At 41.9% G+C, this 18,203-nt stretch carries 18 protein-coding genes and 5 pseudogenes; 6 read left to right on the top strand and 17 right to left on the bottom strand.

The features are described from left to right. Positions 1-156: pseudogene (locus tag RMX98_RS34215) on the top strand (photosystem II q(b) protein); the annotation flags it as partial. A 181-nt stretch (positions 157-337) separates the two neighbouring features. On the opposite strand, the gene RMX98_RS34210 reads toward RMX98_RS34215, so the two are convergent. Continuing rightward, positions 338-661 (bottom strand): GIY-YIG nuclease family protein, encoded by a 324-nt coding sequence (locus RMX98_RS34210; RefSeq protein WP_322680727.1) that lies wholly within the window; start codon positions 659-661, stop codon positions 338-340. Positions 662-825: 164 nt separating this feature from the next. On the opposite strand from RMX98_RS34210, the gene RMX98_RS34205 reads away from it, so the two are divergent. Next, positions 826-1,206 carry a transposase gene (locus RMX98_RS34205; protein ID WP_322680743.1) on the top strand — a complete coding sequence of 127 codons (381 nt, stop codon included), beginning with the start codon at positions 826-828 and terminating at the stop codon, positions 1,204-1,206. Then, positions 1,157-1,687 (top strand): hypothetical protein, encoded by a 531-nt coding sequence (locus RMX98_RS34200; RefSeq protein ID WP_322680728.1) that lies wholly within the window; start codon positions 1,157-1,159, stop codon positions 1,685-1,687. Before RMX98_RS34205 ends, RMX98_RS34200 begins: the two co-directional genes overlap by 50 nt. A gap of 274 nt (positions 1,688-1,961) precedes the next feature. Here the strand turns inward: RMX98_RS34200 and RMX98_RS34195 are convergent, their stop codons facing one another. From RMX98_RS34195 to RMX98_RS34135, 13 genes are all read right to left on the bottom strand, one after another. Then, on the bottom strand, positions 1,962-4,238 hold the full coding sequence (locus RMX98_RS34195; protein ID WP_322680729.1) for an FdhF/YdeP family oxidoreductase: 2,277 nt from the start codon (positions 4,236-4,238) through the stop codon (positions 1,962-1,964). Positions 4,239-4,480: 242 nt separating this feature from the next. Continuing rightward, positions 4,481-5,101, bottom strand: a complete 621-nt coding sequence (locus tag RMX98_RS34190) for a DNA cytosine methyltransferase (RefSeq protein ID WP_322680730.1) — start codon at positions 5,099-5,101, stop codon at positions 4,481-4,483. Positions 5,102-5,169: 68 nt separating this feature from the next. Continuing rightward, positions 5,170-5,616, bottom strand: a complete 447-nt coding sequence (locus RMX98_RS34185; protein ID WP_322680731.1) for a hypothetical protein — start codon at positions 5,614-5,616, stop codon at positions 5,170-5,172. Between the two features lie 288 nt (positions 5,617-5,904). Next, positions 5,905-7,140, bottom strand: a complete 1,236-nt coding sequence (locus RMX98_RS34180; protein ID WP_322680732.1) for a nucleotidyltransferase family protein — start codon at positions 7,138-7,140, stop codon at positions 5,905-5,907. A gap of 7 nt (positions 7,141-7,147) precedes the next feature. After that, positions 7,148-8,965 carry an ABC transporter ATP-binding protein gene (locus RMX98_RS34175; RefSeq protein WP_322680733.1) on the bottom strand — a complete coding sequence of 606 codons (1,818 nt, stop codon included), beginning with the start codon at positions 8,963-8,965 and terminating at the stop codon, positions 7,148-7,150. Between the two features lie 4 nt (positions 8,966-8,969). Next, complete coding sequence (locus RMX98_RS34170; protein WP_322680734.1) at positions 8,970-9,413, bottom strand: lasso peptide biosynthesis B2 protein; 444 nt, start codon at positions 9,411-9,413, stop codon at positions 8,970-8,972. Between the two features lie 269 nt (positions 9,414-9,682). Continuing rightward, positions 9,683-10,654 (bottom strand): NAD-dependent epimerase/dehydratase family protein, encoded by a 972-nt coding sequence (locus RMX98_RS34165; protein ID WP_322680735.1) that lies wholly within the window; start codon positions 10,652-10,654, stop codon positions 9,683-9,685. A gap of 4 nt (positions 10,655-10,658) precedes the next feature. Further along, positions 10,659-11,561 carry a glycosyltransferase gene (locus RMX98_RS34160; RefSeq protein WP_322680736.1) on the bottom strand — a complete coding sequence of 301 codons (903 nt, stop codon included), beginning with the start codon at positions 11,559-11,561 and terminating at the stop codon, positions 10,659-10,661. A 52-nt stretch (positions 11,562-11,613) separates the two neighbouring features. Beyond that, positions 11,614-12,627, bottom strand: coding sequence for a serine/threonine protein kinase (locus RMX98_RS34155; protein ID WP_322680737.1), 1,014 nt, complete (start codon positions 12,625-12,627; stop codon positions 11,614-11,616). Between the two features lie 249 nt (positions 12,628-12,876). Beyond that, on the bottom strand, positions 12,877-13,026 hold the full coding sequence (locus RMX98_RS34150) for a hypothetical protein (protein WP_200819175.1): 150 nt from the start codon (positions 13,024-13,026) through the stop codon (positions 12,877-12,879). 183 nt (positions 13,027-13,209) lie between these two features. Then, positions 13,210-13,365: a hypothetical protein gene (locus tag RMX98_RS34145; protein ID WP_322680738.1), complete on the bottom strand. Its 156-nt coding sequence runs from the start codon at positions 13,363-13,365 to the stop codon at positions 13,210-13,212. 419 nt (positions 13,366-13,784) lie between these two features. Then, on the bottom strand, positions 13,785-14,966 hold the full coding sequence (locus RMX98_RS34140) for a glycosyltransferase family 4 protein (RefSeq protein WP_322680739.1): 1,182 nt from the start codon (positions 14,964-14,966) through the stop codon (positions 13,785-13,787). Positions 14,967-14,987: 21 nt separating this feature from the next. Next, positions 14,988-15,278, bottom strand: coding sequence for a PqqD family protein (locus RMX98_RS34135; protein ID WP_409882086.1), 291 nt, complete (start codon positions 15,276-15,278; stop codon positions 14,988-14,990). A 97-nt stretch (positions 15,279-15,375) separates the two neighbouring features. Between RMX98_RS34135 and RMX98_RS34130 the strand changes: the two are divergent. Together RMX98_RS34130 and RMX98_RS34125 are read left to right on the top strand one after the other, a co-directional pair. After that, positions 15,376-15,510 (top strand): annotated as a pseudogene (locus RMX98_RS34130) (IS701 family transposase); the annotation flags it as partial. A gap of 258 nt (positions 15,511-15,768) precedes the next feature. After that, positions 15,769-16,410, top strand: a pseudogene (locus tag RMX98_RS34125) (ISAzo13-like element transposase-related protein); the annotation flags it as partial. On the opposite strand, the gene RMX98_RS34120 reads toward RMX98_RS34125, so the two are convergent. Beyond that, positions 16,403-16,864 carry a hypothetical protein gene (locus RMX98_RS34120; RefSeq protein ID WP_322680741.1) on the bottom strand — a complete coding sequence of 154 codons (462 nt, stop codon included), beginning with the start codon at positions 16,862-16,864 and terminating at the stop codon, positions 16,403-16,405. The pseudogene RMX98_RS34125 and the gene RMX98_RS34120 overlap by 8 nt on opposite strands. A gap of 259 nt (positions 16,865-17,123) precedes the next feature. Between RMX98_RS34120 and RMX98_RS34115 the strand changes: the two genes are divergently transcribed. Further along, positions 17,124-17,480 (top strand): hypothetical protein, encoded by a 357-nt coding sequence (locus RMX98_RS34115; protein ID WP_322680742.1) that lies wholly within the window; start codon positions 17,124-17,126, stop codon positions 17,478-17,480. On the opposite strand, the pseudogene RMX98_RS34110 reads toward RMX98_RS34115, so the two are convergent. Further along, positions 17,435-17,695 (bottom strand): annotated as a pseudogene (locus tag RMX98_RS34110) (IS701 family transposase); the annotation flags it as partial. The gene RMX98_RS34115 and the pseudogene RMX98_RS34110 sit on opposite strands and share 46 nt — an antisense overlap. Then, positions 17,632-17,898: pseudogene (locus RMX98_RS34105) on the bottom strand (IS701 family transposase); the annotation flags it as partial. The pseudogenes RMX98_RS34105 and RMX98_RS34110, both read right to left, overlap by 64 nt. Positions 17,899-18,203 lie beyond the last annotated feature (305 nt).

The following is an 18,203-nucleotide window of genomic DNA, read 5'->3' as shown; positions in this document are numbered from 1 at the left end:
GAAGGTCGTGTAATCAGCACTTGGGCTGATGTAATTAACCGCGCTAACCTGGGTATGGAAGTAATGCACGAGCGTAACGCTCATAACTTCCCTCTAGATTTGGCTGCTGGCGATTCTGCTCCTGTAGCAATAAGCGCTCCTGCTATCAACGGTTAATCAGTAATCGCGTCAAATAAAACAAAAAGCGCTCTCCTCAAAAGGGGGGCGCTTTTTAGTGTTGATGATTGGGGGTGCAGGGATGATAGGAGGGAGGCGATGCCGGAGGCGGTAAACTACGCTCCCTGGTTCCAGTTTCAAGCGAGGAAAAATAGCGATCGCAGTAGTTCATACCAAAATGCTACACAGCAACTTGAATCAAGTTAGTATTTTCCTCAAGAATATCTATTTCATCTTGAGAAAGTACTTTAGGTTTCATTTTTTGCAAGTCACTTAGGACGATTTTGACATCCTCGGTATTAAACTTATAGTACTCAGTTAAACTTCCGATGGGATAATTAAAGCCCTGATAGCGGTGTTTGAAATACAGTTCAACATTACCTCTATGCTCCCAAGTTCCTAATACTTTAATAGCAGCACTCGAATAATGAGCAAGTAAATCAATTTTTACTTCTGCTACTCGCTTGATAACGGGTCTAATGGTTATTCCTATCTTGTAACCCATATTCCGCAGGTTAGTTAAGAAAGAAGATAATATTTTCGACAAGGGGCACCAAAGAAGAACAAAGGTGCTGAGTTATAAAGTGGAATCACCTACATTTGTAAACAACACTCTGATGGCACTGATAAGAGCAATCACAGTTTATTTCATGACAATATAATGAACGCATAACCAGCTTTGAAACGCCAACGAGTAAAGCCGCATTCCAACTTCAACAAGTAACCCGTGATTTAGGCACTAGACCACTTGCTGTTTATGACCGAGGCTACGGCAATGCCAAATTTGTCCAAGCCACACAGAAGATAGACGCAGACCTGTTGTTACGTTTAGCTTCTAACCGATGTGTATGGGGTAAACCCGGTACTTACAAAGGACGAGGCGCACCGTGTAAACATGGTCACAAGTTTAAACTCAATGACCTCCAAACATGGCCAGAGGCAGATGAGACTTTGACAGTTGAAGACCCTAAAGTTGGTCGAGTGAAAGTAATGCGTTGGAGTGGGTTTCATTTCCTTCAATCCCCAAACCGGGCAACCAATAGGACGTAATCGTAAGTTCCAACCCTTATGGCTCGCTTGGTTGGGTCAGACAATGCCTGCATTAGAGGATCTCTGGCACAAATACTTACGCCGTTTTGCCCTTGAGCATTGGTATCGATTTGCGAAGCAGAGGTTGTATTGGACACAACCTCAACTTAGTTCTACTCAGGCAGCAGAGCGATGGAGTGACCTGATGCCTCTGTTAACTTGGCAACTATGGTTGGTTAGAGGTGCCTGCATCGACTCTCCATTGCCTTGGCAATCAAATCAAGCTACCCTGTCTCCAGGGCGTGTGGCACAAGCATTTCCATTAATTTTAGCCACTATTGGCACTCCGGCTCAACCTCCTAAAACTCGTGGTAAATCACCAGGTCGCGCTCAAGGCTATCAGCCACCTCTACGCCCTCGTTATCCCACTGTCAAAAAACACGCATCTAAAAAACCTAAAACCGAAGAATCACTTAAGAACGTTGACCTAACTGCTGCTTAGTTTCTGCTTCTTTTTTAACGATTTCAATTAACTCAACCTCTAAAAGAAGTTGGGTAACTTTCTCTTGCCTTCTATTCATTGCTGCTAAATGCAAATTAGTCCAAACTCAAGAAAATAAATGATGACAAGTACTTTGTAGGGATAAACTCCAATTGCAAATTGGAGTTCCCTTAGTGTTAGAGAGCCGATTAAATCGGTTGCCGATACTTGTAGTACAACAAGAGTATGAGCGGATTAGCAACTTAATGCCGGATCTCCAGGTTGAAATAGCTGATCAATATGGCGATAGCGGCTTTCCGTACACTACCACCGGCACTCGTTTGTAAGCAGGCGTACCGGAAAGTTTTTCTGTTCTGGCTTTAAAAATGACATTCACTTCGGGATAAAACATTAACCCTGCGCCTTCTCGCACAGCACCATAAATCACTTCCACGTTCTCTAGTTTGTCGGCATCGCCCTGTACTGTGACGCGATCGTGTTCGGCTAACCCAATCTTTTCTGCATCCATGCGATTCATCAAAATGCAGTGGCGATGGGGCATTCCTCGGTATTGATCATCGATTTTGTAAACCACCGTGTTGTGTTGGGAATAGCTGCGTCCAGTCATTAACGCCAGCACGAGACTATTTGCTCTTTCATCAATACCAAAGTCTTGAGGTTGAGGTAAAGCCAGATTCGGCAGTGGGGTAGTCAACATTTTTGCCTTGCCTGACGGCGTTTTGAAGTGGGGTTCAGTGACTATGCGCCCGGAGATGATAAACTCTTCACTGGTGTCGTCAATCGTCGCAATTTTTTCATAGCCGGGAATGGTTGTGGCAATCAGTTGCCGCACGTAGCGAGTATCTTGCAGTTTGCGCCATTCGACGGGATATTCACCCAGCAAGCGATGTGCCAGTTCAGTTAAAAACTCGACTTCGGAAATTAAATCTGCATTCTTCAGGTGAGTTTTGCCTTCATCATTGAGGCGCACAAAGTTGTTACCCGATTCAACGGTGGTTTTGTGAGGGTTTTCAAATCGGTTGAGGACGGGAATAAGGATTGTGTTCGTTTTTGCCAATCCGTGAAAGTGTCCAATATTGGGTTTAGTAGCAAGATAGATGATGGTGTCGATGTTACCCAATGCCCGTTTTGCCTGTGCTGAGTCAGGATTAGCACCATAGAGATTGCCACCTACACACATGAGACTATCCACTTTGCCCGCTTGGGCCGCTTCGATGAGGTCACGAGTGTGATAACCCTTGGGTAGAGAGAGCGATCGCCCTAACAACTGCTCCAACGCTTGCTTAATTTCTTCTTTGAGCTTTACGGTGACACCCATTGAGCCAAAGCCCTGCACGTTGGAATGTCCCCGCACAGGCATGACTCCGGCTCCTATTTTGGCAATCTGACCGCTGATTAACGCTGTATTCGCGATGCTATAGACGTTATCGACACCATTTGTATGTTGCGTAATTCCCATTGCCCAACCAAAGACCACACCTTTTGATGTCCCGATAATGGTTGCTGCTGTGGCAATTTCTACTTTGGATACGCCGCAGGTAGTCGTGATAATTTCCCAGGAGAGTGATCGCGCCTGTGCTAAGACAGCTTCCCAGCCTTGGGTATGTGCTTGCAAAAAGTCGTACTGCACAAACCCCTGTTCAATTAACGCTTTCTGGATACCCACAAACAGCGCCACATCACTACCTGGAATCGGCTGAAGATATAATGAAGCAATGTCAGAACCAGGGATTAGAGATTTAACTGGGAATGCCGGAGAGCCAAATTTTACCAATCCAGTTTCCATCACGGGATTGATCACAATCACTTTGCCACCTTTGTCTCGCAGTTTGATCAACTCATTCATCAAACGTGGATGGTTGTAAGCGGAATTTGCGCCTGCTAACACTACACAATCTGCCTGCTTCAAGCTTTCCAGGCTGACAATTGAGGTGTTGGTGCCAAACATCTCCTTGAGTGCGGTTGTGGAAGGAGCATGGCATAGATCTGAACAATCTGCCAAATTATTGGAACCCAGGGTTCGCAGCAGCAGTTGTAGTAAAAATGCCGCTTCGTTGGAGCCGCGCCCGGAACTGTAGGATGCAACTCGCTCTGGTGGTTGAACAAAGGCAGCCCTAGCGAGCGCATAAATTTCATCCCAAGAAATGCGCTGATAATGCTCACTACCTGCCCGTCGAATCACCGGGAAGCTGAGTCTTCCCAACCGATCCGCTTCTAGAGAGGATAGCTGTTGTAGGTCAGTAATTGTGTGGGAATCAAAGAAGTGGACTGGAACCGGAGGTTGGATTTCTGCTGAAATTGCTTCTACACTTTTCATACAGCGTTGCAGTTTCTCACCCGCTTCATTGGTGAATCCACCTTTTTGTCCGCCAGTCCCCCAGGAGCAGGATAGACAAGCACTTTTGTGAAACAGGGTTTTCCAAAGATGTGGCCCCTCTGGTGACAGTGTATGCTTTGCCCAATACTCAATTACAGGCAACCCACCGCCCATTTCTGGGGTGTTTTCATTAGTTTCGTGGAAGGGCGGTTGGGGCCCATAGTTGGTATCCATCTAATTACAGCGACAAATCAGTTCATTTTGAGCAACTTAACGCAATTTACACCACGGGAAAATTCCTCATTGGGTAGATTTTCGCGATTTCTACAAGTAGGGGTAAGCATAACTCTCTCTATTAGCAGTGGTGTTGGCGCATTTCCGGCTAAAAATTTCTCCAAAGCTTGCCGTTGTTTGGTGACTAGATATCAGCGAATTTGCTCCGGTTGCAGCCCTTGTGATCCGTGAAATGCGATGACTTACCCGCCCGCCGGAGGCGATCGCAGTATGGTATTGCAAGGTAGATGCCCAGGTTTATACTTAGACTGTGAACGTCTCCCAACTCTTTGTATTAGCAATGGTGTTGGCGCATTTCCAGCTAAAAATTTCTCTAAAGCTTGTTGCTGTTTGGGTAGCAGGTGTGAATCAGCCATCGTAGGAATGAGATGGGCGATACCTTCGGCACACTTCATGAACGCCTCGTACCAACCGATAGGTTTAGATGTGGATGGTAGTGAAACAGCAAAACCTCGACTTGCAATCAGAACTACCCGCCGACGCACGTGGGGCAATTTCTCGCCTGCCATATTGACGACGCTGTAACTGACCGAATATCCTTCCTCTTCCAAAGTTTGCAGAATGATACTGAAACTCTTGCTGTTCTGATAGCGCGGAACATTTTCGAGAGTAAATACCCGTGGTTGCAACTGTCGGATAGCGGATGCTACAGCGATCGCAGTTGTCAAATCGTCAGCCGTTTCAATGCCCTTGCCCGCTTTGGCAGTGTGAGCTTGACTAAAGTTGGCGCACACCGGGGAGGCGTGGAGATAGTCGGGGTGGCGCGGAAAACCTAGAAATCCTAACCGTGCTACTTCTTGCACTGTTAGTTAGATTATTCTACAGCCGTACTCGCTGAAGTTGCGGTGATGAGTTTTGGCGATCGCTTTACTCAAGTCTGGTTCATCCCCCAACCAGATGCAACTTGTGAAAACTGGCAATCAACTATTGTGACAATACCGATGACTTGGCCACGACGTAAAGAGATTAGTTCTGGGATTATTACCCCCATCCCTTGCACAAGAGCTTTTACTGGCAGTGTGCCATTTTTGTAGTGAGTGCAGATGAAGCGATCACAACGCATTAGAGTGTTGACACGAAATACTTCTTTGTCGTTGATCATGACTACCCAACGTTGCGTCAAGTGGTTGTCGTCATGGCTGATGCTGGCTATCAGTTGATTACCAGCATAATATTCGTGATGGTCAAACGAGATTTCGACTATTCCGAGGGGTTCGGGAGCTACAACTTGGGCTTGGTCAGCGATATAGCTGTCGAGTTCGGCTTGAGCGAAGGCTTGTTCGTCGGGAGCAGCAGGGGCGTATAGGCTCAATGGCAAAAAAGCGATCACGTAAGATCAATACATATAGTCACCAATTACACAGAAACAGATGCTTGAGTTTTTACGCCAAGCAGTAGACCGCAACTATGGGGTAGCCTGCGAAGTTTGTTTACCGTCCGGCTGATTTTGGTTGGTTTTTGGGGCTTATTTATAATCTAAACTTATTTTTTGTCCCAGATAATCATCTTTTTTACGTCCTCTGAAAAACTGTATCATACACTACTATTTTTTAGCGATCGCCAAACTTTTCGGTCTACTGAATTTAGATGTGTTCGCCCTAGTAGTTTACCTATATGTACTATTAGTTATGTATCTGCTTACCAATCGGATTGGTCGAATTAAGTAGTATAGGAAAGAAAGACCAGATGGCAATGGGAAAACTTCTTGGTCTTTTTGATTAACATTAATGATTACCAACTTGGCTGTAAAACTCAAAAATTGCCACACTAGATAAACACGAACTGGCATTCTACTAAGTGGCCCTTTGATCATCAAGTGGTGAAAAAAAAGTTTAATAAACAGTGGAGTTTTAACTTCCGTGAAAAGCTGTTTCTGCATCCGCACAGCATAAATTAACATTGTTGGATCGATTTGGATCTTTTGTTGAATAATCTGCTTTATTTGATCTGGTAAAGGGGTATTCAGGAGAGTGTTAACTATCAATAGACTAATAAAGAATGGTCTTTCAAGTTCTAGACTGTTTACTTCCTGCAATAATTGTTCCCAATCTAATGGTTTTTGAATCCGCAATAATTCAGCTAAATCGCAAATCTGAGCCAAAGATTCTCTACCTTCATTAACTCCTCTGGCAACTTGTATAGCCAGGATGATCGACAAATCGTTAGAAGACAAGTCGATGATAGATTCGCCTTTGAGTGTTAAAGACCTCCTTCGTTGCCACAAAGTTTCAAAGTCAGAAAGTTTAAAAGGGAAGTAAGATAAGGGAGTTAGTTCACAGTGAAGATCCACTACTATTTCTGGTTTCTGGCTATGGACAAAAGTTTGTTGCCAACCATAGTGTTCAGCTTCTAGTTGATATTTCTGAGCAATCAATAATTCTTGAGCTTTGACTATATCCTGTTGTCTCACCAAAATATCTAAATCACTAAATTGTCTCATCGCTAAGTTGCCATAAACAGAAGCAGCTAAAACAAGTCCTTTGAAAGGAATTGCCGGAATTTTATTAGCTTCAAAAAGTTTAAGTATTTTAACCAATTCATGACTCAAAAATAAGTTGCGGCTAGCATTAGTATGGTAGCGATTCCGAAGCTGAGTTAAGACCGTTTTGGGAATAGCTTCTTTGACAGTGGTATTGAGGCTCTGGTATAAGAGTGGTATTGTTCCATGATATGTTGCTATTTCTACGAGCAAAGTCCAGTCTATGTTTTGCTGGAGTAAAGTTTTAATTCGCTCTGCGGTTTCGGAGTCTATGTGAGTTCGGGTACAACACAGAAGTAGCTCAATTTCTGGACGTTTAACCTTTATTGGTAATTGAATAATAGGCTGGTTTAAGGTAATCATAAATTACTCATTTATAGTGTTGGGCTTGCGTTTCAAACAAGTCTGCATAGCTACCACCCAGATTTATCAGTTCCTCGTGAGTGCCGCTTTCCATGATTGAACCGTTTGCCATGATGTAGATACAGTCAGCCATTTTGACAGTTGATAAGCGATGGCTAATGAGGATAGCAGCTTGATTTTTAATAAGTTGGCGGAAATTATGAAACACTTCTTCTTCGGCTTTCGGGTCTAAAGCACTAGTTGGTTCGTCCAATACAATTAACTGTGAATCTCGCAAAAATGCCCTGGCTAAAGCAATTTTTTGCCACTGACCGATGCTCAATTCTTCTCCTTGTTCAAACAATTTACCTAGTATGGTGTCGTAACCTTGAGGTAGCTTACTGATGACATCATCAGCACCGGAAGCACGGGCAGCAGCGATGATTTTGTCGTGGGCAAATAACAGATTAATATTTGCTATCGAAATGTTTTCTTTGGCAGTTAGATGATATTTTGTATAATCTTGAAAAATCACGCTAATTTGACTGCGGAGGGTAGCAATTTGAAATTGGCGTAAATCTATGCCATCAATGGTAATACTTCCAAAAGTGGGATCGTATAAGCGACACAAAAGCTTAATTAAAGTAGTCTTACCGGAGCCGTTTTCTCCTACTAACGCGACAATTTTTCCTGGGCGAATAGTTAGATTAATATCCTCAAGTGCCTGACGCTTCGTATTTGCATATTGAAAGCTGACGCGATTAAACACAATGCCATGTTGCATTGGTATGGGAAGAGGTTTTGGATGTAACGGTTCTACAACCTTTGGTTTCAAATCTAGAAATTCATATAAGTTTACGAGAAATAAGTTGTCTTCATATAAACCAGACAGACCACCCAAGAGACTTTTGAGGTCATTTTGTCCCCGTTGCAATGCTTGGTAATAGAGGACTAAATCACCAAAACGGATAGTGCCTTGCATAGTTTGATAAACAATGAAACCATAGGCAGCAAAAACTAAAGTTGTCGCCGTTGCTTGAGCGCCAAGATTAGCCACAGATTGTCTTTTAATCATGGCTATGTTTTCTTGGTATAGTTGCGATCGCAGTCGCAGATACCACTCACTAAAGAAAGAACCCAAATCAAACAAGCGAATTTCTTTAGCGTGTTGCTCTGTAGTCAGTATCCGACTCAAGTACCCTGCTTGGCGTTCTTGGGCTGTCTTTCGGCGCTGCCAATGATACATGATGCCGGAGTATCTCACCCGCACTACCAGGGCTGGAATCGCGGCAACAAATAAGATAACTCCTATTGCCCAATGCAATGACAGTAGCAACCCCAGCATCGCCACCAAAGAGATACTACTCAAACATAACCATGCCAAACGATGTAGGATTTGCCCCGGTCGAGAAGGAGCTTCTTTTTGCGCTCGCTGCAAGGCATCATAATATTCAGAGTTTTCATAATACTCCAGGTCTACTTCTATTGATTTAGCATGGAGGACGTTTTGCATATAATCGGTGAGTCGCTGAGATTGGGCGGCATACACCAGTTCCGTCAGGGAAGAACACAGGTTAGTTACTAGGGTGATAGCAACAAAGGAGCCAAGCAAAAGTAATACTTGATTAAAGGCGGCTCCTTTGTCGGCAACATTAACACTGGCGGCTATTGTATCTACGATGAGTTTGGTGAGGTAAAGAGAGAGTAGAGGCAATAAACCTTGAATAACCAAAAGTGCAACCAAAGCAATAGTCAAACGAGGACTACTATTCCAAACTAGGCGCAACGCAGGCAGAATGCGTAAGCTGTGCTGGATTTTATATCTTAAAGTTTTGCCTGCTTTCATATTTTTAAAGATGCTCTTTTGTAAAAGATACCAGTTGGCTAAAATGAGAAAGGTCTGCAACATCGCCAATTACAACCTGTCCCTGATTTTCTAACCACGCATGAGCCTTTAACTCTCCTTCTATATCTTTGGCAACACCAATGCAGAGATTAGATGTATAACCGTGGCGACTCATGAAAAACTGGCAAGTCAAGGCACGCGCCAGACACTTGACACCAGGCATATAATGACTGCTCACTTCAACAGCCCAGATGATTTTGTCAATAGAGACGTGGTATTTTTCTTGGCATTTAGGTTTGGTATTACTTAGCCTTAATAGAAGTTGATGCAAGGTTTTAAATGACAGCAACCATAAACCTAATCTAACTAATGTCAATACAATAAAAGTGTTAATTAAAATTTGTTTTTTTTGATAATTTAATTTGAAAAATTTAGATAAGTGCTTCATTTTTACTGAAATGTTTGATGATTTTGTTATTTACAACGGAATTTTAATTATCTAAATATTAGAAGTTGTTTGAAAAGTGATTTGCTGTCATTTTAGGCACTTGTAGATCCCCCCTAGCTCACGCCAGTCGCTCATGGGGGAAACCCCCAAGACCGCGCTGGCTCCCCTTAAAAAGGGGGGAACCCGGAATCAAAGTCCCCCTTTTTAAGGGGGATTTAGGAGGATCTAGAACTTTTCGATACCGATAAAAGAACTTTTCAAACATTCTCTTAAGCAGATAGAGTCAACCGTGGTTTTGAATAATTATCATTGTTTTTCAAAGATGATGCAATAAAAAAATTAATAGCCGACTCTGCTGACCACTGAGGATGAAAGTCTAAACATGAAGATATTCTGGAAATATCAGCTTGTGAATGCTGAATGTCTCCCAAACGAGGAGAAACGAAATTAATTTCTGATTGCCATTGCGGGAAATGATTTTTGAGGATATCAATCAACTGCACTAAAGAAGTAGATTTTCCAGTTCCTAAGTTGCAAATTAAGGATGAGCCAGGAGTAATATTCGCTTTTAATGCTTGAGCAAAAGCCTTTACTACATCTTTAACATAAACAAAGTCTCTGGTTTGATTACCATCGCCATAAATAGTAATTGGTAAGCCACGTTCCATAATATCAACAAAACGAGAAATTACGCCAGAGTAGCTGGAATCAGGAACTTGTCTATGACCAAATACGTTAAAAATTCGTAAGCCAACAAATGAAAAACCTAGTTGTTTAGCAAACATACTAGCGTATTGTTCGCTCACCAATTTTTGTAAACCGTAGGGTGATAGAGGAGAGGTTTTTTGTTCTTCTGAAATCGGTAATTGCGTAAGATTACCGTATACAGATGCGGAGCTAGCAAACACTAATTTAGGAATAGTTAAAGCTTGGCAAAGTTGAATCACAGCTAGGGTTGCCGAAAGATTATTGTGATGAGCCTCTAGGGGACGATATAAAGATTCTGTCACCGATGAAATAGCTGCTAAATGTGCGATTCCATCAACTTTAAGTGTAAAATTTTCTGGTTCACATATCAAAATATCTTTTTGTATAAACCTAAGACGAGGATGTTTGGGTAAGTTCTCTAAACGTCCAGTGGTCAGATTATCAACTACAGTGACACGATGACCTTCTGATAACAATTGTTCTGTAAGATGAGAGCCAATAAATCCGGCTCCGCCAGTGACAATAAAATGCATGATCTTAAATTTGCTCAGTAGATATAGATAATCGCAATTTATCATACCTAGCGGTTTCACCCCGCATTTCTCGATAGCGATGCAAAACTCTACGCGCTTGCTCGATTTGATGATTTTGAATATGTAAATTGGCAAGTCCGAGGTAGATATTATAAAAGTAAGGATCGAGAAAATTAACAGGGATTTTTAGGAATTCTGGATTGCGATCGATGACTTTTTCCTTAACGCGCAGGTGGCTAGTTAACATCTGCTCTCGATCTTGAGAAAGATTATTTGGCGATTCCCGATAACGCGCTAAGGGTTGATTTAAAAAGTAAATTGGAAATTTTTCAATCAGGCGCAGCCATAAATCGTAATCTTCACAAGATCTCAGAGTTTCATCAAACAAACCCACTTTATCTAAACAATCTCGACGCACAACAACCGTTAGGACTGGAATGTAGTTGTATCTAAAAAGAGTCCATAATATCAGAAGATTCGGGGTAGGATATGCTGTATTGTACGAACCTGGAAACAAACCCTGTTGATCGGAAAAAAAGAGTGAATCTGAATAGATCAAACCAATGCGCGGATTGGCTTCCAAGACGGAAATCTGTTTTTCTAACTTCTGAGGTTCCCAGAGATCGTCATCATCTAAAAAGGCGATATACTTCCCTCTAGCAGAGCGAATTCCAGCATTGCGAGCCGCAGATAATCCTTGATTGGCTTGATGAATAGCGGTAATGTGATGGCGATCGCTAAATTCAGCCAGCACTTGCGGAGTGTTATCCTGAGAACCATCGTTGATGACGATAATTTCGTAGTCTTTGTAGGTTTGTGCCAGAACGCTGTTAATTGCCTGACTGACAATATGGCCGCGCTGGTAAGTAGGAATAATAACACTGACGGTTGGCTCAAAAACTTGCATATTTAAAAATTTGCTTAGTAAATATAGGCAGATATCCAAATTACTGGTGTTGCTAAACCAAACTATGAATCAGGTGTAAGTTTTCTAAAATAACATTATAAATTTGCCCCAAGCTTCCCAAATTATCAGGAAGTAATAACTCCCGCACAGGAACAGTCTTTGCCAATTGACCTAATTCTTGAAACTCCTGTCTACACTGTTGAGAAGTGAGGAAAGCACGCCCGTAGGAATTGAACATTAGATGCTTCATTGCTTCAGGCAGAGAAAGAAAATTAATTATAGGTGCTGTGAGGTTTGGGTCACGTTCTCCTAATATGTACACAGCAATTAATGGCAAAGCTTGGGGTTGAAAGTGCCACTGTTCTCTATCTTTTATTTGCAAATCTATAAAGCGTTTATCTAGATTTGTTGATACTAGTGGTAAATCTTCTATTGAGTCGTGAATAGCATTTACAGAATTAGGCCACAGGCGTAAGCGAGGATAAGCAGACTGTACCCAAAACCTTTTTTCATCAGGAATCAGTGCGGCAATATCATCTGCCAATACGGATAATCCACGGCTAGCCAACGCTGCTGCTGTGGTTGATTTACCTGCGCCTGATTGTCCTAAAATGGCGATCGCACCACCATCAACCGCAACCACACTGGCATGAAGACAAGTCACTCCCCGCAGCCGTAACAGATGACCGAGTACGCAACCCAGCAGCAAAGATACCGCATCAGTGAATAGTGCATCTCTAGACCAAAAACCCCAAACTTGACTGCCGTCAGGATTCAAAATGAATTCTACGCAATCAACTCCATCAAAAGAGCGTATCCTCCAGTAAGTGCCGTCATCTCGGTGCGCTGTCCACAGGTGGAAGCCTGTTTGTTGATACCACTCAAGCGGCACATTCCAAAAAGCTTGGTCGAGTAATGGCGGTTGACTCTGCTGTTCGCCAATTAGGTGAATTGCAACATCTATCTGTGCAGAACTGTTAACAGTAACTAACCCTGGCAGCAGTCGATTAATAGATAGGTTGAGTCCATAAAATTGATAGTAATAGTCACCGTTTTTAATCGACATTTGCATTTATATTTATTTTTATCTGCAAACTCAGGAGTTTCAGAACTCCGACTTTTTGAAAAAGTCGGGGTTCTTTTGGAAAGGAGAAACTTACACACTTTATTTTCACAAAGTGTTAAGGAAAAGGTAGGTCAAAAATCCCTTTTAGTCTAGATTGGTTAGGTCAAGAAAATTGCCTAATAAACCCTTCCTACTTGCTAACTCTACCCTGCCATCATTTATATGACAGGGAGTGAAGTTGAGCTTTGCTTAAGGAAGACCAGTAATGGGGGGGCCAGGTCTTGTAGTTGTACCAAAACCACCACTACCACCGACTTGTTGTGTCAAACCAGATATTTTACCGTGAGCTTTCAATTCTGGTTCCGAATAGTTTTTTTTCGCGTTTTCAGATTGTGACATTTGAAGAATCCTTACTTATGTAAACAATAGCCTCATAAGAGGGCAATTAGAAAGGTGTATTTAGTCTAGATTTATTAGGTCAAGAAAATTGCCGAATAAATCCTTCCTACTTGCTAAGTCTACCCTGGCATCATTTATATGACAATGAGTGAAATTGAGCTTTTCGTGTTTTTTTCTACTTAACTAATCAAGAACAGTGGTAGTAGGTATGGGGAATCCGGTTGTAGTACCAAAACCACCGCTACCACCCACTTGTTGTGTCAAACCAGATATTTTACCGTGAGCTTTTAATTCAGGTTCAGAATAATTTTTTTTCGCGTTTTCTTCAGATTGAGCCATTTCAAAAACTCTTTTTGTGTTTTACTTGTTTGGAATTATCAGACTATAAAATAATACCATCACCAAATTAAATTTACATGAAGATTGTTAAATTTATTAGTACTCTGTAGCGTCAATTCGCTATGGTGCAAATGACAAGATTAACTTGACTACTCATGCCCTGTGGAAGGTGAAACAACCTTGCAGCTTGCTAAAGGGTTCTTATTTTTAAAATTGATAGATTGGTAATAGGATTTTGGGTTAAGTAAGTAGGCGGGAATAAATGAAACTAGGTTAAGTAATCTAAAAAATTTTGAGATTAGTTTGTAGTGAGGGCTTCAGCCCTCATTTGAGGACTTTAGTCCTCACTACAAAGCTTTAATTATTCACGCCAAGACTTTCTTCATAAATTAAGCAGAAAGTTGGTTAATGAAGGTAGTTCACGCAGAGACTACCTTGGTAGTAGATGCTAAATCTTCATATATCTGAAACAGCCGCTTTTGTAAAATGGCCTCATCATACTGCTCGACAATAACTTGCCGTGCTTGTGCAAGATGTACTTCTCGCTCTTGGGGAGGTTGATTGACAACTTTAATCATTGCCTCTGCTAGAGCAGTTGGGTTTTCCGATTCTACCAAAGTACAAAATTCTTCAATAAAAGTACCCCGATAAGCTAACAAATCACAGGTAATCACTGGGCGTTCACAGGCAACTGCTTCAATGAGTGTCGAAGGAAAGGCATCGTTGGTAGGATAATTGATAACTACATCTGCTAAGTTGTAGCCTGTAGGCATGAAATTATAAGGTAGGGCTGGCAACCAGCGCAGATTTTCTAATAAGCCAAATTCTTCTGCTTTTTTGCGGATGCTTTCGTAAATAGCCACTGCTTCCTCCCCACCGCCACGCCCTAGCTTTGAAAAGACGAGTACCGTCGGTTTTGTGAATTGGGGATAAGCCTGTGCATAGGCTATAAATATCTGCTCGTGATTGTACAGTTTAGACCAACCACGGGGCGAAAGCAGAATTGTGGGTGCTTCGGTAATCTTCAATACTTCCCGCCGCCACTTTGGTAAATCTTTTGTGACTCCAGAGCGAAAATGTTGGGGGTTTGTCCCTAGAGGAATTAATTCTACTCGTTGTTCGGGGTTCAGCAGTGCTTTAGATTTCTCTATTAAATTAGGTGTCTCTACAATCAGCACACCAGTGTTCTTAAACACTTGGCTAACTATATCTATATGCTTGCTTAGTTCCCTTTCTGGTTTTAGCAAATGATTTAAAAAGCCCCAAGCAGAGACGACAAGAGGTTTAACATTTGCTAAGGCACAACAGTATGCGTGCCAACCAATGGCGTGGACATGGATAATATCAGGTTGGAATTCATCTACAAGTTTACGTAACGGCTCTACCATTTCCTCCGCCATCCGATCTTCGTATGGGTAGGTGTTAGTAAACTCCTCTAGATACTTTTGCCAAACAGTGGGGAAATAGCGGTAGTTTTTAGGAGGTTCGGTTTCATAGGGGTCTACATCTCCTAGTAGCCAAACTTCATAACCTGCTTTGACTACCCAATCTAAGGGTCTTGTCAAGGCAACGCCCCCAGCACCAATCATCAATATACGCATTTTTTATTACTTATTTATAGATTAAAAATCAGTAATTTCTACTAATCCAGCCTTAACCAATTTATCAATAAACTTGAGTAAGTCTTGTTTTAACTTCTCTGGCTCGACATCATACTCTTTTAGTAAGGTGTCGTAAGCTGTCTGGATAGAATCTGATTCAGTTAGCACAAAGAATATTTTTGTACCAACTTCGTTTTGACTAAAATATTCTTCAGTTTGCAGATTCAATAAAACTGATTCTCCTGCTAAGTCTTGAGTCAGAACATTTGCAGATAAGGATACTTTTTTATTTAAGACCATTTGTGTTGTCATTTATTACAAGAGATGATGATTGTAGTTGATTATAAGTTTTTTTGTCATTTTGTAGGTTTTTTACCTCCCTTAATCCCTCTTTGGAAAGCTATGGGACTCCATTAATTGGTGGGAGAAACGCCGGTGGCAGATCGAGGGTTGGTTTAAAACCCCAAAGCATCGATTTGGATTACATCGCTTTGGGCAAGGAACACTTTTAGGTGTTTACCGTTGGCTGATATTGTCTCTAATCATTAGTCACAAGTTAAGGCGGTGAGGCAGTTGTCAAGGGAGTTTGAGAAGGTGGTTGAAAGAAAAATTCAGGTGTGCCTCGTTGTTTCTCAGGAAAGGGCGCAACAATTAGGGAACTTCCAGAAAATAAAATATACAGGTTATAAGAATAATAATCATTCCGAGGTGGGAAGGGAGAGACTGCCGCAGGCAGCCTCTCCCTTCCCCAAATTGTAGTAAATTCAAGGATGATTCGATTTTTCGGTAGAAAAAGGTGTCTATACAATTAACGGATTCATTAAAACACTTGTTGAAGGAAACGGCACAGCTTCTTAAAGGAGCAGCCAAACGTAAATTTATTGCACAAACAGTTATGGCATTAGGATACGGAGGACACTCTCTGGCAAGCGCGAGAGTTGGGATGGAATCGGGTAACTATTAGTAAAGCAATCAAAGAATTAAATAGTGGCATCACTTGTATAGATAACTATCTAGGTCGAGGACATTATAAAGCAGAATCATATCTACCAAATCTTTTATCAGATATCAAAAAGTTAGTTGATGATCAAAGTCAGATAGACCCAAGTTTTAAAAGTCAAAGGCTCTATATGCGTCTTTCTGCTGCCCAAGTGAGACATCAATTAATTGAGAAATTTGGTTATGCAGATGAAGAATTACCAAGTTCAGAAACAATTCGCGTTAAGTTAAATAATTTAGGATATCGCCTCAAACGGGTTGCCAAAATTCAACCTCAAAAAAAATTCCCCAAACCGACGCAATCTTTGAGCAATTAGCTATAGTTCATCAAGAAGCTTTGGATGACCCAAGCATTTTACGTTTAAGTTTGGATGCAAAGGCTCGTGTCAATATCGGCTCATTTGACCGTGGTGGTAGAAATCGAGCACCGACAAAAACTAACGATCTCGTGGTACGTCAAGTATATCGAAGTTGAGCTTCAGCTTCTCGCGCCAAACCTCATCGAGTTGAGCATCAATGAGAACCCAGCGTTTTTGGGTGGTATTCCAATATTCACAGACCCAGTGATCCTCAAAGTAGCCAGGATTAAAGTAGGTAGCAAATCCACAACGCAATCGAGCAGAAAAGCCCAAGGCTTGTAACATCGATAGTAAAAGCAGTGAGAAGTTGCGGCAGCGGCAAATTAATCGTTTTTCAACTGGTCGGGCAACAGTGAGAGGTCGAGCGTCAACTGTAAGCAGACACTCCAACATCTTTTCTATGGAGCGAATATGAATTTCATTCTGGCGTTCCTTGGGGATAGTGAAATTGTAGAATTCGGGTGCGACAACATCATAAACCCCAAGTCCTTGTACGATGCGGACAAGACTCTCGACATCGTTTGGCAGTGTGTTGAGCATGGATGCGAATTCACCAGTAGATGTCATTACGCCCCGACGTGAGTAAAAATCGAGTATTCGTTGCTGGAGCATCATGTATTTTTCTCCTGCGTTCACTCAGATGCTTTAACTAATTTAACTAAGTTAAGTCTAAATTGCCTCTACTGAGAGATTTTCTGTCTCGGTCATTTTGTGCCGGGAATACCCATACCACAGATCCCATCCAGAAGCTTCAAAGCCACAACAACACTCTGCTGTTGAGCTTGAAAAAAGCGAGGAATTGAAAACCGAAATTTTGGATTGTGACCCAGAGCCAGTTTGTCAAACCGCAGAACTAGAGTTACCCGAAATTACCCGCTTTGTTAAAGAGATAGAACCCCTTGACTCGACTAGCGAGACAAATACTCATGAGGATCGTTCTTCCGCCGCGCCTGCTGGGTCAAATTTTTGTGACGAAGACTTTGGTGATGATGATTGTGCTTTTGAGCGACAAGAAAAATCAATACAGCCCAGTAACCAAGAGGTTAAGGAAGTGTTGCAGCAGTTACGAGACATTCCCTGTACACCCCAGTTTCGGCTTAATGCAGAGATTCAACGCACAGTTAGGAATATAAAAATGGGAGAGGTGAGATTATAAATAATAGATTGAAGTTTAGAAAAACCACTAGACAAATGAGGAATAGGAAAAACTGTTAACCAGGGATATATGAGGTTAAATAAAGTAAAAGGTTGAATGATTAAACGGAGATTATTAAGAATATTCTTCCAGCCCTTGCCATCATTCCACCAAGGGTTCTTAACTTGTCTACTTCCCAATGTGCTGAAGTTAAAAGATGGTGTAATCCTTGATGATTATCTAATCCAACAATTTTAGCGTTAGCGAAGCTCGCCGCAGGCATCGCTGGTAGGGTTTTACGTTTTATATCTGAAACACAACCCACATGAAGGTACTTAAAAGCCTCGAAATTTCTAACATCTGAAAACAGACTTTTATACCACTGGCAATCTTCGTCCACAAATTTTACTGTTGGTGCAGCAGAACGAGACTGTATCATGTTCAGAACAACGGTTTTGTCGTTTTTCCCTCTTTATTCTCTCATAATAGTGACAAAAGAGGGTTAATAAGCTGATCGTTATTCAAATTGCATCTCCGTGTCTCCCCGTCTCCGCGTCCCCGCGTCTTTCTAAGGAGTTGAGTTATGCAATTTAAAAGCGCATCAGCTTACAGCAATTTTCAGGTAAATAGACCACAATGATTGAACCAACCGAAGGCATTATCTTCGGTAATGTAATTGACAGCAAGAGCCATTGCGTGGTCGAGTGCTTCTACAGTGCGTGCCTCAAAGGAACGGAGAAAATG

The sequence above is a fragment of the Nostoc sp. DedQUE02 genome, from assembly GCF_034531035.1.
In the GTDB taxonomy this organism is placed as follows: domain Bacteria; phylum Cyanobacteriota; class Cyanobacteriia; order Cyanobacteriales; family Nostocaceae; genus Nostoc.
Note: the sequence above shows the minus strand (reverse complement) of the source record. Positions and strands in the feature narration are given on the sequence as shown.